Consider the following 12,431-nt stretch of genomic DNA (forward strand, 5'->3'; position numbering starts at 1 on the left):
CGTGACAACAAGGAGGAAACGTAATAATGAAAAATCAATTTTCAAGTCTTGAGCGGGATCGCATGCTGACAGACATGACGAAAAAAACATATGATCTATTTATTATCGGAGGAGGAATTACAGGAGCAGGTACGGCTCTTGACGCGGCATCAAGGGGAATGAAGGTCGCACTCAGCGAAATGCAGGATTTCGCGGCTGGAACATCAAGCAGATCAACAAAATTGGTTCATGGCGGCTTGCGCTATTTAAAACAATTTGAAGTGAAAATGGTCGCTGAGGTAGGGAAAGAGCGGGCAATTGTCTATGAAAACGGCCCGCACGTCACCACACCGGAATGGATGCTGCTTCCGTTTCATAAAGGCGGCACATTCGGTTCTTTCACAACCTCTATCGGTTTAAGGGTTTATGACTTCTTAGCCGGCGTAAAAAAATCAGAACGCAGAAGTATGCTTTCAGCAAAAGAAACGCTGCAAAAAGAGCCTTTGGTGAAAAAAGATGGCTTAAAAGGCGGCGGCTACTATGTTGAATACCGCACTGACGATGCGAGACTGACAATCGAAGTCATGAAGGAAGCGGTCAAATTCGGGGCAGAGCCTGTGAATTATTCCAAAGTGAAAGAACTCCTTTATGAAAAAGGCAAAGCAGTCGGTGTATTAATTGAAGACGTTTTGACCAAAAAAGAATATAAAGTATATGCGAAAAAAATCGTCAATGCGACAGGCCCTTGGGTAGACCAGCTTAGAGAAAAAGACCATTCTAAAAACGGAAAGCACCTTCAGCATACAAAAGGTATTCACCTTGTATTTGACCAATCTGTCTTCCCTCTGAAACAGGCGGTATATTTCGATACACCGGACGGCCGCATGGTGTTTGCTATTCCTCGTGAAGGCAAAACATACGTCGGCACAACCGATACCGTTTACAAAGAGGCGCTGGAGCATCCGCGCATGACAACTGAGGATCGTGATTACGTCATCAATTCAATTAATTACATGTTCCCGGAACTGAATATTAAAGCGGATGATATCGAATCAAGCTGGGCTGGCCTGCGTCCGCTCATTCATGAAGAAGGAAAGGATCCTTCCGAGATTTCACGCAAAGATGAAATTTGGACGTCAGATTCAGGCTTGATCACTATTGCCGGCGGTAAGCTGACCGGGTACAGAAAAATGGCGGAGCACATTGTCGATCTTGTTCGTGATCGGTTAAAAGAGGAAGGCGAAAAGGACTTCGGCCCATGCAAAACAAAAAACATGCCGATTTCAGGCGGGCATGTCGGAGGATCTAAAAACCTTGCATCCTTTGTGACAGCGAAAACGAAAGAAGGCATTGAAGCCGGCTTATCAGAAAAAGATGCGAAACAGCTGGCTATCAGATACGGCTCCAACGTAGAGCGTGTCTTTAATCGAGTCGAGGCGCTGAAAGACGAGGCGGTGAAGCGAAATATCCCGGTTCATATCCTTGCCGAGGCGGAATACAGCATTGAAGAAGAATTGACTGCAACGCCTGCTGACTTCTTTGTCCGCAGAACAGGACGTTTATTTTTTGATATTAATTGGGTAAAAACATATAAAGACGCCGTTATTGATTTTATGAGCGAGCGATTCCAGTGGGATGAGCAGACGCAAAATAAACATACAGAAAACCTCAACAAGCTATTACACGATGCGGTTGTGCCGATCGAGCAATAAAAAAAACGGGCTGTCTGCAGCCCGTTTTTTCTTTTATGAGCCAGAAAGCGCCAGATCTCAAGATATCAAGTGACAGGGGCGCTCTCTTCATATTAAAATAATGGCATATGGCTAATACATAGGAGGACGAATTATGACTTGGAGAAAGAGCTATGAACGTTGGAAACAGACAGAAAATTTAGATCCTGAATTAAAAAAGCTCCTCACTGAATTAGAGGGAAATGATCAGGCTCTTGAGGACTGCTTCTATAAAAACCTTGAATTCGGAACTGGGGGGATGCGCGGAGAAATTGGCGCCGGCACGAATCGGATGAATATTTACACGGTGCGCAAGGCATCAGCGGGCTTCGCGGCATACATCTTGCAGCAGGGTGAGGAAGCGAAAAAGCGGGGCGTTGTCATTGCGTATGATTCCCGCCATAAATCACCGGAGTTTGCGATGGAAGCGGCAAAAACACTTGCTACACAAGGCATCCAAACGTACGTGTTTGATGAGCTTCGCCCAACGCCAGAGTTGTCATTCGCTGTCAGACAATTGAACGCTTATGGCGGAATTGTTGTGACGGCGAGCCATAACCCGCCTGAATACAATGGGTACAAAGTGTACGGTGATGACGGCGGCCAGCTTCCTCCGCGGGAAGCAGACATCGTCATTGAGCAGGTAAACGCCATCGAAAATGAGCTGACAATTACAGTTGACGATGAAGAAGCGCTAAAAGAAAAAGGCTTAATCAAGATCATCGGTGAAGAAATTGATAAGGTCTATACTGAAAAACTGACATCTATTTCCGTTCATCCTGAGTTATCCGGAGAAGTGGATGTGAAAGTGGTTTTCACTCCGCTGCATGGAACCGCAAACAAACCGGTCAGACGCGGACTCGAAGCTCTTGGTTATCAAAATGTCACGGTTGTGAAGGAACAGGAACGGCCAGATCCGGACTTTTCAACTGTAACATCTCCGAACCCGGAAGAGCATGCTGCATTTGAATACGCTATTAAGCTTGGCGAAGAACAAAATGCAGATATTCTTATCGCAACAGATCCAGATGCGGACCGCCTTGGCATTGCGGTGAAAAATGATGAAGGCAAATATACAGTGCTGACAGGAAACCAAACCGGCGCGCTGCTGCTTCATTATTTGCTTTCTGAAAAGAAAAAACAAGGAATCCTGCCTGAGAATGGCGTCGTTCTCAAAACAATCGTAACAAGTGAAATCGGACGCGATGTCGCATCTTCATTCGGACTCGATACGATTGATACACTGACAGGCTTTAAGTTTATCGGTGAAAAGATTAAAGAATACGAAGCCTCAGGCCAGTACACCTTCCAATTCGGGTATGAAGAAAGCTATGGTTATTTAATCGGTGATTTCGCCCGCGACAAGGATGCCATTCAGGCCGCGCTTTTGGCAGTTGAGGTTTGCGCGTTCTATAAGAAACAAGGAACTTCATTATATGTAGCGTTAATGAATATCTTCAAAGAATATGGCTTTTATCGTGAAGGACTGAAATCACTGACATTGAAAGGAAAACAGGGAGCGGAGCAGATTGAAGCGATTCTTGCTTCCTTCAGACAAAATCCGCCGAAAACAATGGCCGGTAAACAGGTTGTAACAGCTGAGGATTACGCTGTAAGCAAACGGATGGTTCTGACGGAAAATAAAGAAGAAGCCATCGACCTGCCAAAATCAAACGTGCTGAAATACTTCCTGGAAGACGGATCTTGGTTCTGCCTCCGTCCTTCTGGTACTGAGCCGAAGGTCAAATTTTATTTCGCCGTAAAAGGAACTTCATTAGAAGATAGTGAACAGCGCCTTGCCGCTCTTTCTGACGATGTTATGAAGACAGTTGACGAAATTGTCGAAGCAACAGCAACATAATTCAAAAAAAGCTGGATCATGCAGTGATCCAGCTTTTTTCTATTCTCATCCAAAAGTCTGAAAGAAAATCATCCGTCATGCGAAGTAACAATATTCAAAAAACTGGTATAATCTTAGATAATAACCATAGCCGGAGTGAGAGACGTGACCAAACCGAGGATGGAAAAATTAAGAACGCTGAAAACCATTGCGGAGACTTTAAATCAAGGACACGATGTCAAAGCAACGCTGAATGAAGTTTTAAAAGAATTGCTGAGCTTAACGAATCTTCAGTCTGGATGGATCTTTCTCATTGAAGAGGACGGTTCCTATACCTTAGCCGCAGACGCATACCTGCCGCCTGCTTTAAGCCGCAGGGAAAAAGTGCTGATGTGTGAAGGGGAGTGCTATTGCCTGACGAAATTCAATAACGGCGGACTTAGAAAAGCAGCCAATATTATGAACTGTAAACGCATAGAATCAGCTGAAGAGCTGCATTGTTTTGACACAGAAGGGATTACCCATCATGCGACCGTTCCCTTAGAAGATGGAGACAGACGGTTTGGTTTATTAAATGTGGCGGCGGCCGGAAAAACACTTTTTGATGAGGAGGAGCTTCATTTGCTGGAGGCCGTTGCTTTTCAGATCGGAACGGCAATACAGCGGATGAGGCTTGCTGAATACGAACAAAAAAACGCTCTTTTAATGGAGCGGAACCGTCTCGCTCAGGAGCTGCATGATTCAGTCAACCAGATGCTGTTTTCCGTCAGTTTAACTGCCAAAGCGGCAAAGACATTAACACAGGACGAGACCCTGCAGCAAATGATTGATTTTATTCAAACTTTATCACAGGACGCTCTGGCTGAAATGAAGTCCTTAATCTGGCAGCTTCGCCCCGGAGGATTAGAAAAAGGGCTGGCTGAAGCCATTAAAAGCTACGGCACACTGATCGGATTGAATGTCGTCTTTACACAAAACGGATGTCCGGTCCTTCGTGATGAAGAGGAGCATATGCTGTGGCGTGTCGCGCAGGAAGCCCTCAATAATTGCAAAAAGCATGCCGGGACTGATACGGCATATGTCAGAATGGCTTTTTCTTCGTCCTATACAGAACTGGATATTATCGATCATGGGATAGGGTTTTGTTATGAAGCGCACGCCGGACTGCCTTCACTTGGCATCAAAGGAATGAAAGAACGGGCAGAAAAAGCCGGCGCGGAATTTTTCATTGAATCAGAACTTGGAGCGGGCACGAAGCTGTCCGTCAGGCTTCCGCTCACCAATCAGAAAGGAAGGACAGTGAGATGAGAATTGTCATTGCGGATGATCACCATGTTGTCCGGAAGGGGCTTCGTTTTTTCTTTGCCACCAAGGACGACATTGACGTTGTCGGAGAAGCGGCAACCGGAATTGAGGCCCTCCGTGTCATTGAAGAAACAAAGCCGGATCTCGTGCTGATAGATCTGTCGATGCCGGAAATGGATGGAATAGTGGCAACAAAAAAAGCAGTACAGCAATTTCCCGGCGTGCATATCATCGTACTGACGAGCTACTCCGATCAGGAGCATGTCATCCCTGCGCTTCAGGCAGGAGCGAAGGCGTATCAGCTGAAGGATACAGAGCCGGAGGAATTGGTGAAAACATTGAGACAGGTCTATTCAGGTGAATACATGCTATCTTCAGCTATTATGCCCCATGTGCTGACACATATGAAAAAACAGAATGAACCGGAAAAAGAAAAATATTATCAATTAACCCGGCGCGAAAGAGATGTGCTAAATGAAATTGCTTGCGGAAAAAGCAATAAAGAAATCGCGGCATCGTTGTTTATTTCAGAAAAAACAGTAAAAACTCATGTGTCTAATCTTTTAGCAAAGCTTGAGCTGGCGGACCGCACACAAGCGGCGCTATTTGCAGTGAAATACAACCTGAATGGAGAGATCACCAAATGAACATATTAGTCATGAGCGGCTCGCCGAGAAAACATGGCAGGACAAGAGTTGCGGCAGCCTTTATATCATCTCTGTATCACACGGATTTGATTGATTTAAGCGAATTTATATTGCCGTTATTTAACGGTGAAGCCGACCAGGCTGAACTTATGCGGGTACAGGAGCTAAAGCAGCGTGTCAGCGAAGCGGATGCGATTGTATTACTATCTCCTGAATATCACAGCGGCATGAGCGGCACTTTAAAAAATGCACTGGATTTTTTAAGCAACGAACAATTCAAATATAAGCCAGTAGCACTTTTGGCAGCAGCAGGCGGCGGAAAAGGCGGAATCAATGCGCTGAACAATATGAGAACCGTGATGCGGGGCTTATATGCCAATGTCATTCCGAGGCAGCTTGTGCTTGATCCGGTAACGATTGATGTGGAAAATGCAACAGTAACAGAACACATGGCGGTCAGCATAAAAGAGCTGATGGAAGAATTGCACATGTTCGCAAATACAGGAAACCCCGGCGTCTAACCCCGGGGTTTGTTTTATGTGAGAAGCGTTAATTGATCCTCATATGTCAGCTCAGTGGCATGGTCAATATAGCGGAGAAGAGAATACAGCACCTTTTCTAATACAGCATAATCCTGTTCAAAATGGTATGCATGCAAAAAGTGCTCAATTCGTTTTGATAACAAATCATCCTCTGTCCGCACCATTAAAATTAATAAGTTATCCCATTGGGAACGATGGGTGTAATACAGTGCTTTGTCATAATCAGCATAATCCATGTCAACCGCTTCTCCTTTCCTGTGTGAGAAGTTCAGGATTAGTTTATGCCGTATCAGCTGTTATTGACGGTGCAAAACTTGGTGTCTGCGTCAGAACTGGGGTAGCAATATGAGGGAGACATAAAATGAAAATGTCTGAATGAAGAAAGCCGTTTTGGAAAACCTAAGAGGAAAATAATCTGGGTACAGGAGACTGAACACATGAAATCTCTGCCGTATACGATTGCGCTTCTTTTTTGCGGACTAATCCTCGTATCAATGGCTGCAAAAGGGCATTCAGAAAACATGAACGAGTCTGTTCAAAAGTGGGAACAGCTCGCTTGGAGTAAAATTCAAGATGAATATAAAGGGGCTTCTTTTTCCGATTACGCCTATATGGGGCGGACCGAGGTGAATGACCAGCAAACAAAGGATGTTTTTCGGGTGACCGTCAGACAGAATGACGAAACATTTTCCGTGCGAGCTGAAGTATATTTTCACCCTGTGACAAAACATATGATCAGCATCAATGTGTTTCGTCTTTAATAAAAAAACTGTACAGCCGACAAAGGCCATACAGTTTCATTTTTAGAAATAACGCTTTGCACCGAGGTAGCGCTGTTTCCAGTATGAGTTGTTCATATTTGAAATGACAACCCCGGAGTCGTTGGCATTAATGAATTCCCCGTTTCCGAGATAAATCCCGACATGAGAAGGACCGGCTTTGTATGTCGAAAAGAAGACAAAGTCTCCGACTGCAGGCTGGCTGACAGGTTTCATGGTATTCCAGTAGCCGGCCGCCGTTAATCTGGACACAGATGTGACTTTGTTTAGCGCATAGTAAATGAATCCGCTGCAGTCAAATCCGGCCGGTGTCGTTCCTCCCCAGCGATATGGAACGCCAAGCTGCTCCTTAGCGGCCGCGATCATTTTGTTAATCTTCGCACTGGTTGAGATGGTGCTGCCTGAAGATCCGGAACTTGAAGAAGAGGATGAAGCTTTGCCTGTAATCGTGAGCTTCTGGCCGATTTGTAAGACATCGGTTTTCAAGTTGTTTTTCTCCCGAATCTGCTGGGCTGTCACATTGAACTTTTGAGCGATCACCCATAAGGAATCACCGCTCTTCACCGTATATGTAGTCGTCGTGGTGCCGGAGCTTGAATTTGACGAAGACGGTGATGTTGATGTGCCGGAAGATGATTTGCCGGTCAGCTTTAGCACTTGTCCAACGTACAGAACGTCTGATTTCAGATTGTTGCTGTTTCGGATTTGCTGTACAGTCAGGTTATATTTGTTTGCGATTTTCCAAAGTGAGTCTCCGCTTTTCACGGTGTACTTCGTTGTTGCTGACGCTGATTGATTCGATTTGGATGAATTGTCTTTGGATGACGAATGAGAACCCGCTGATTTTGTTTTTAACACTTGATTCACATAAATGGTATCTGATTTCAAATTGTTCAGTACCTTCAATTCAGCGATGGACATATTGACTTTGTTTGCGATTTTCCAAAGCGAATCACCAAGCTGCACTTTGTAAGTGCCAGTCTTAGCTGAAGAGCTTGAGCTCGATTTGGAGCTGCTTGAAGTGCCGGAACTTGAATGTGAAGAAACTTTTCCGGATACTTTTAATTTCTGGCCTGCACGAATCATGTCACTGTTCAATCCGTTTAACTTTTTCAGTTCTTGTACCGACATCTTATACTCATTGGCAATCAGCCATAGTGAATCGCCGCTTTTCACTGTATAAACAGCATTCCCGCTCTTCTTTTTTGACCCTGAAGAAGATGATGAAGTGTCGGATTTGCTGCCTGGAATGGTAAGCGTCTGGCCAATTGACAGGACGGTCGTCGAAAGATGGTTGGCGGATGAAATGGCTGCTACACTTGTGTTATAGGTTTGCGCCAGCTTCCATAAGGAATCTCCGCTTTTGACTTTAATCGTTGCTGCTTCAGCGGGTGTAATCGCTAATGTTGAGCTGACAATCGCGGTTGCTGTCAGCCCTGCTGCTAATTTTTTTTTCATCTTAGCTCTCCTTTTTCCCCCAATGATTTTGAATATGCTGTTTCTTTTTTATATCGGCAGATTCATCTCATCGTTTTGCTTTTTAAAAAAATCAGTCACATTTTCTTAACAGAACGCATGAAAAAAGGCATAAAAAAAGAAGGAATCATCAATTATTCCTTCATTTTCAAAAGCTGCATAATCTCCTCTTTGTTTTTGACAAGGTCTCGCAGCGTGTATCTGTTTAGAACGGCAAGATAGGCCATAAGCGCTTCATTAAGCACGTGTTTTAAGCCGCACACCGGAGAAATAATACAGAGATTTCTATTCGCATCAAAACATTCAACAATATTAAAATCGTCTTCTGTTTTTCTGACGACCTCTCCGATATTAATGTCTTCAGGATCCATGCCTAAACGTATGCCGCCGCCTCGTCCGCGTATCGTTTCCACGTATCCGAGCTGACCGAGCCTATATATGACTTTCATGAGATGATTTTTTGAAATAGAATACGTTTCGGCGATCTGTTTTATATTTGAAAGTTCTCCGGGACGTTCTGCAGCCAGAAAAATCAAAACTCGTAATGAATAATCTGTATAATTTGTTAACTTCATATTAAGACCTCGGAATAAGACATTTTCTATATCTTATCACAATCTATTATAAAATGAAAAAAAAGGAATTTTCCTTTTAATAGAAGCTGAGCATACGATTTTCTTAGTGCATGTCATTCGGAGGATTTTGTTTTGACCGGTTTTTCGTAATCAACTTCATCTTTTGAATGTTGCGTTCAATGACACATTCGGCAAACAGGTTAGTGTGCCGGGCACGTTTTTGTCAGGCAGAAATGTGACTTATCATCTTTTGTCAGGCGGGCTCATACATTATAGATAAGTCCAAGTAGGGGGGATTCGGTTGAACGCGGAGGAGAAAAAGGGATTACAGCGGGCGATTGAGGAAATTACCGAAGTAGCAAAAGGATTCGGCCTTGATTTCTATCCGATGAGGTATGAAATCTGCCCGGCTGAAATTATTTATACATTCGGCGCGTACGGGATGCCGACGAGATTCAGCCACTGGAGCTTCGGGAAACAGTTTCACAAAATGAAACTGCATTATGACCTTGGATTAAGCAAAATTTATGAGCTTGTCATTAACTCAGACCCATGCTACGCCTTTTTGCTGGACAGCAATTCACTGATTCAAAATAAATTGATTGTCGCCCACGTTCTCGCCCACTGTGACTTTTTCAAAAACAACTGCCGCTTCCAAAACACGAAGCGTGACATGGTGGAAAGCATGGCAGCCACGGCGGAGCGGATTAAGCATTATGAACGCATTCATGGAATCCAGGAAGTAGAGGCCTTTTTAGACGCGATTCTTTCAATCCAGGAGCATATCGATCCGTCTTTGGTGCGTCCGAAGCTCCAGTGGAGTGTGGATGATGAGGAAGAAGAGTGTGAGGAAATGGCTACGCCGTACGATGATCTATGGAATTTAGATGAGAAGAAACCGAGAAAACAATTGAAAAAATCAAAAAAACCTTTCCCGCCTCGGCCCGAAAAAGATATTCTGCTTTTTATTGAGGAGCATTCAAGGGAACTTGAGCCGTGGCAGCGTGATATTTTGACGATGATGAGAGAAGAAATGCTTTATTTCTGGCCTCAGCTGGAAACGAAGATAATGAATGAAGGATGGGCTTCATACTGGCATCAAAGAATTATCCGGGAGCTTGATTTAACCTCTGATGAAGCGATAGAGTTCGCCAAGCTGAATGCCGGGGTTGTCCAGCCGTCAAAAACGGGAATCAACCCTTATTATTTGGGACTGAAGATTTTTGAAGATATTGAGGAACGGTATAACAATCCGACTGAGGAAATGAAGAAAATGGGCGTCAAGCCGAACGCGGGCCGGGAAAAAATGTTTGAAGTCAGAGAGATTGAATCAGATATCTCATTCATCCGCAATTATTTAACAAAAGATTTAGTGATGCGCGAGGACCTTTACTTGTTCCAAAAGCAGGGCAGAGACTACAAAATCGTCGATAAAGAGTGGGAGGCTGTGCGCGACCAGCTTGTGAGCATGCGGGTAAACGGTGGGTTTCCGTATTTGACTGTAGACGATGGGGATTATTTGAAAAATAACGAGCTCTTAATTAAGCATTGGTATGAGGGCATAGAACTGGATTTGAAATACTTGGAGAAAGTGCTTCCTTATTTATACCAGCTGTGGGGAAGAAGCGTGCATATCGAATCCGTGCTGGAGGATAAGCAAGTGATGTTTTCGTATGACGGAAAAGGGGTTCACCGCAGGTATTTATAAGAAAAAAGGATGCAGCGATCTGCATCCTTTTTATTTTCCTGTTTTCAAAATCCTAAATATGATTTTTGCCTGATCGGTATTGTTGATCAGTCCGCTGAATTTCTCTTTTCCGGGGCCGTACGCGTATACCGGCACTTCTTCACCGGTATGATCGGTACTGGTCCAGCCGCTGTTAGAACGGGTGTTGAAAATCTTGATGATGGCTTTGTATGCGCCTTTGCTTTTGTCAGCTTGTGAAGCGGCTTCAACGCTTTTGATTTCTTCACGTGTAAAATCCAGATCTGTATAGCGGGCCAGCACATCTTTGACAGGTTTGCCTTCGCTGATTTTTTTGGCCATAAATTCAGGTGTTTTTTTCGCGGCCAATATAGGCTCCGCATGCCAATTTTTTTCACCGTTTGCCCCAATGGTAAATCCGCCTGTCGTATGATCAGCAGCTGCTATCACCAGTGTATGTTTATCTTTTTTCGCGAATTCAATGGCAGCTTTATACGCCTGTTCAAAATCTCTTACCTCGCTCATGGCTCCGACAGTATCATTGTCATGAGCGGCCCAGTCAATTTGGCTGCCTTCGACCATCAAGAAAAATCCTTTTTTATTTTGATTCAGCCGGTCAATTGCTGAAACAGTCATATCTTTCAGGGATGGGGTTTTGCTGTCGCGGTCGAGCGCTTTATCAAGCCCTCCGTCTGCAAAAAGCCCGAGCACTTGCTGATCTTTATTTTTCTTCAGCGCTTGTTTTGTTGTCACATAGCTGTAGCCCGCTTGCTTAAATTCTTTCGTTAAATTTCTGTCCTTGCGGGTAAAGTAGGATTTTCCGCCGCCAAGCAAAACGTCAATTTTTTGTTTGCCTTTTATTTTATCATCCATATAGCTGTTGGCGATTTGGTTCATGTTTTTCCGGGATTCATTGTGGGCGCCGTATGCTGCGGGTGTGGCGTGGTTAATTTCAGAAGTTGCGACAAGCCCTGTTGACTTGCCTTGCTGTTTGGCTTCTTCAAGTATTGATTTTACTTTTTTTCCGTTTTTATCGACGCCAATTGCATTGTTATATGTCTTAACGCCTGTCGCTAATGCTGTTCCGGCAGCTGCTGAATCTGTAATATTATAGTCAGGGTCATCCGGATGCGTCATCATCATACCTGTCAGGTTCCGGTCAAATTCAGTTAACGTCGGGTTGTTCGGTGTTTCACCGTTATTTTTCAAGGAACGGTAGGCGTTTATGTATGATGCTCCCATGCCGTCACCAATCATCACAATGACATTTCTGATCTCATCTTTGTTTTGTTTTTTGGCGCTTGCTTTTTCGGTCTGCTGCAGCTCTGCACCGGCGAATATACCGGCTGTAAGCACGGAAACAGCTGCGACTGGCAGCAATTTTGATTTCATTTTTTGAAACAGGCTCATTTTCTTGCAGGCCTCCTTTAATTTGTTCTGCTTATTACGATAGGGAATGTTTGTAAAGTGCGGCAGTTGATCCTGTAAATATTCAGTAAAGGATTGTGATGAATATAAAATGGCTGTTCCGTTATCTTGCCTTTCTTTTATCAAAGCATTCATTTTTCCAGAAAAATCTTTACCACATGTTTGATGCGTGATATGGTTGTTTAAATAAAAAAACTGCGAATAATCGCAGTTTTTATCGAATGCTATCAGTCTCTCATTCTTCCGCTATGTTCTAAATACCTAAATTCCCTTCAATTATTTCCTAAATGTTGATAAAGCGCCCAAATAACATGACAAAAGCACTCGTTTTTTGTCACCTTTGAAACGAAAATGAAATATTTAATACCCTTAAAAACTTTTTTTGAAAACGAATAATTAAGAAATTTGTCACGTGAAGTCAAGAC

General features: G+C 43.8%; 11 protein-coding genes. 7 read left to right on the top strand and 4 right to left on the bottom strand.

The window, feature by feature from the left end; translation table 11 throughout:
• Nucleotides 1-23: 23 nt before the first annotated feature.
• The 5 genes from glpD (at nucleotide 24) to NST56_RS05240 (ending at nucleotide 6,022) form a co-directional block, all read left to right on the top strand.
• Nucleotides 24-1,691 (top strand): glycerol-3-phosphate dehydrogenase, encoded by a 1,668-nt coding sequence (glpD, locus tag NST56_RS05220; RefSeq protein WP_229148167.1) that lies wholly within the window; start codon nucleotides 24-26, stop codon nucleotides 1,689-1,691.
• A 133-nt stretch (nucleotides 1,692-1,824) separates the two neighbouring features.
• The gene (locus NST56_RS05225; protein ID WP_339180497.1) at nucleotides 1,825-3,570 is read left to right on the top strand and encodes a phospho-sugar mutase; all 1,746 of its coding nucleotides are present in this window, start codon (nucleotides 1,825-1,827) and stop codon (nucleotides 3,568-3,570) included.
• A gap of 144 nt (nucleotides 3,571-3,714) precedes the next feature.
• Nucleotides 3,715-4,857, top strand: a complete 1,143-nt coding sequence (locus NST56_RS05230) for a GAF domain-containing sensor histidine kinase (RefSeq protein ID WP_339180500.1) — start codon at nucleotides 3,715-3,717, stop codon at nucleotides 4,855-4,857.
• The gene (locus NST56_RS05235; protein ID WP_339180502.1) at nucleotides 4,854-5,501 is read left to right on the top strand and encodes a response regulator transcription factor; all 648 of its coding nucleotides are present in this window, start codon (nucleotides 4,854-4,856) and stop codon (nucleotides 5,499-5,501) included. Before NST56_RS05230 ends, NST56_RS05235 begins: the two co-directional genes overlap by 4 nt.
• Nucleotides 5,498-6,022 carry an NADPH-dependent FMN reductase gene (locus NST56_RS05240; protein ID WP_168747291.1) on the top strand — a complete coding sequence of 175 codons (525 nt, stop codon included), beginning with the start codon at nucleotides 5,498-5,500 and terminating at the stop codon, nucleotides 6,020-6,022. The genes NST56_RS05235 and NST56_RS05240 overlap by 4 nt, the downstream gene beginning before the upstream one ends.
• Before the next feature lie 14 nt (nucleotides 6,023-6,036).
• Here NST56_RS05240 and NST56_RS05245 read toward each other — a convergent pair whose 3' ends face one another.
• On the bottom strand, nucleotides 6,037-6,279 hold the full coding sequence (locus NST56_RS05245; RefSeq protein WP_010333534.1) for a YhdB family protein: 243 nt from the start codon (nucleotides 6,277-6,279) through the stop codon (nucleotides 6,037-6,039).
• A gap of 201 nt (nucleotides 6,280-6,480) precedes the next feature.
• Here NST56_RS05245 and NST56_RS05250 point away from each other — a divergent pair, with 201 nt between their 5' ends.
• Nucleotides 6,481-6,804 (top strand): YqzG/YhdC family protein, encoded by a 324-nt coding sequence (locus NST56_RS05250; protein ID WP_168747292.1) that lies wholly within the window; start codon nucleotides 6,481-6,483, stop codon nucleotides 6,802-6,804.
• A 42-nt stretch (nucleotides 6,805-6,846) separates the two neighbouring features.
• Here NST56_RS05250 and NST56_RS05255 read toward each other — a convergent pair whose 3' ends face one another.
• The gene (locus tag NST56_RS05255; RefSeq protein ID WP_339180505.1) at nucleotides 6,847-8,280 is read right to left on the bottom strand and encodes a LysM peptidoglycan-binding domain-containing protein; all 1,434 of its coding nucleotides are present in this window, start codon (nucleotides 8,278-8,280) and stop codon (nucleotides 6,847-6,849) included.
• 152 nt (nucleotides 8,281-8,432) lie between these two features.
• Complete coding sequence (nsrR, locus tag NST56_RS05260) at nucleotides 8,433-8,873, bottom strand: nitric oxide-sensing transcriptional repressor NsrR (protein WP_229147619.1); 441 nt, start codon at nucleotides 8,871-8,873, stop codon at nucleotides 8,433-8,435.
• Nucleotides 8,874-9,174: 301 nt separating this feature from the next.
• On the opposite strand from nsrR, the gene spoVR reads away from it, so the two are divergent.
• On the top strand, nucleotides 9,175-10,581 hold the full coding sequence (gene spoVR / locus NST56_RS05265; protein ID WP_029441196.1) for a stage V sporulation protein SpoVR: 1,407 nt from the start codon (nucleotides 9,175-9,177) through the stop codon (nucleotides 10,579-10,581).
• A 30-nt stretch (nucleotides 10,582-10,611) separates the two neighbouring features.
• On the opposite strand, the gene NST56_RS05270 is transcribed toward spoVR, so the two are convergent.
• A complete protein-coding gene (locus NST56_RS05270) occupies nucleotides 10,612-11,988 on the bottom strand; it encodes an alkaline phosphatase (RefSeq protein ID WP_010333539.1) in 1,377 nt (458 codons plus the stop codon).
• Nucleotides 11,989-12,431: the final 443 nt, after the last annotated feature.

The sequence above is a fragment of the Bacillus sp. FSL R5-0560 genome, assembly GCF_037966305.1.
Lineage (GTDB): Bacteria > Bacillota > Bacilli > Bacillales > Bacillaceae > Bacillus > Bacillus mojavensis.

What these genes read in the sequence shown, in the direction of transcription:
- NST56_RS05225 (WP_339180497.1), top strand. Translation starts at nt 1,825, where the DNA reads ATGACTTGGAGAAAGAGCTATGAACGTTGGAAACAGACAGAAAATTTA.
- NST56_RS05235 (WP_339180502.1), top strand. Translation starts at nt 4,854, where the DNA reads ATGAGAATTGTCATTGCGGATGATCACCATGTTGTCCGGAAGGGGCTT.
- NST56_RS05240 (WP_168747291.1), top strand. Translation starts at nt 5,498, where the DNA reads ATGAACATATTAGTCATGAGCGGCTCGCCGAGAAAACATGGCAGGACA.
- NST56_RS05245 (WP_010333534.1), bottom strand. Translation starts at nt 6,279, where the DNA reads ATGGATTATGCTGATTATGACAAAGCACTGTATTACACCCATCGTTCC.
- NST56_RS05250 (WP_168747292.1), top strand. Translation starts at nt 6,481, where the DNA reads ATGAAATCTCTGCCGTATACGATTGCGCTTCTTTTTTGCGGACTAATC.
- NST56_RS05255 (WP_339180505.1), bottom strand. Translation starts at nt 8,280, where the DNA reads ATGAAAAAAAAATTAGCAGCAGGGCTGACAGCAACCGCGATTGTCAGC.
- nsrR (WP_229147619.1), bottom strand. Translation starts at nt 8,873, where the DNA reads ATGAAGTTAACAAATTATACAGATTATTCATTACGAGTTTTGATTTTT.
- NST56_RS05270 (WP_010333539.1), bottom strand. Translation starts at nt 11,988, where the DNA reads ATGAGCCTGTTTCAAAAAATGAAATCAAAATTGCTGCCAGTCGCAGCT.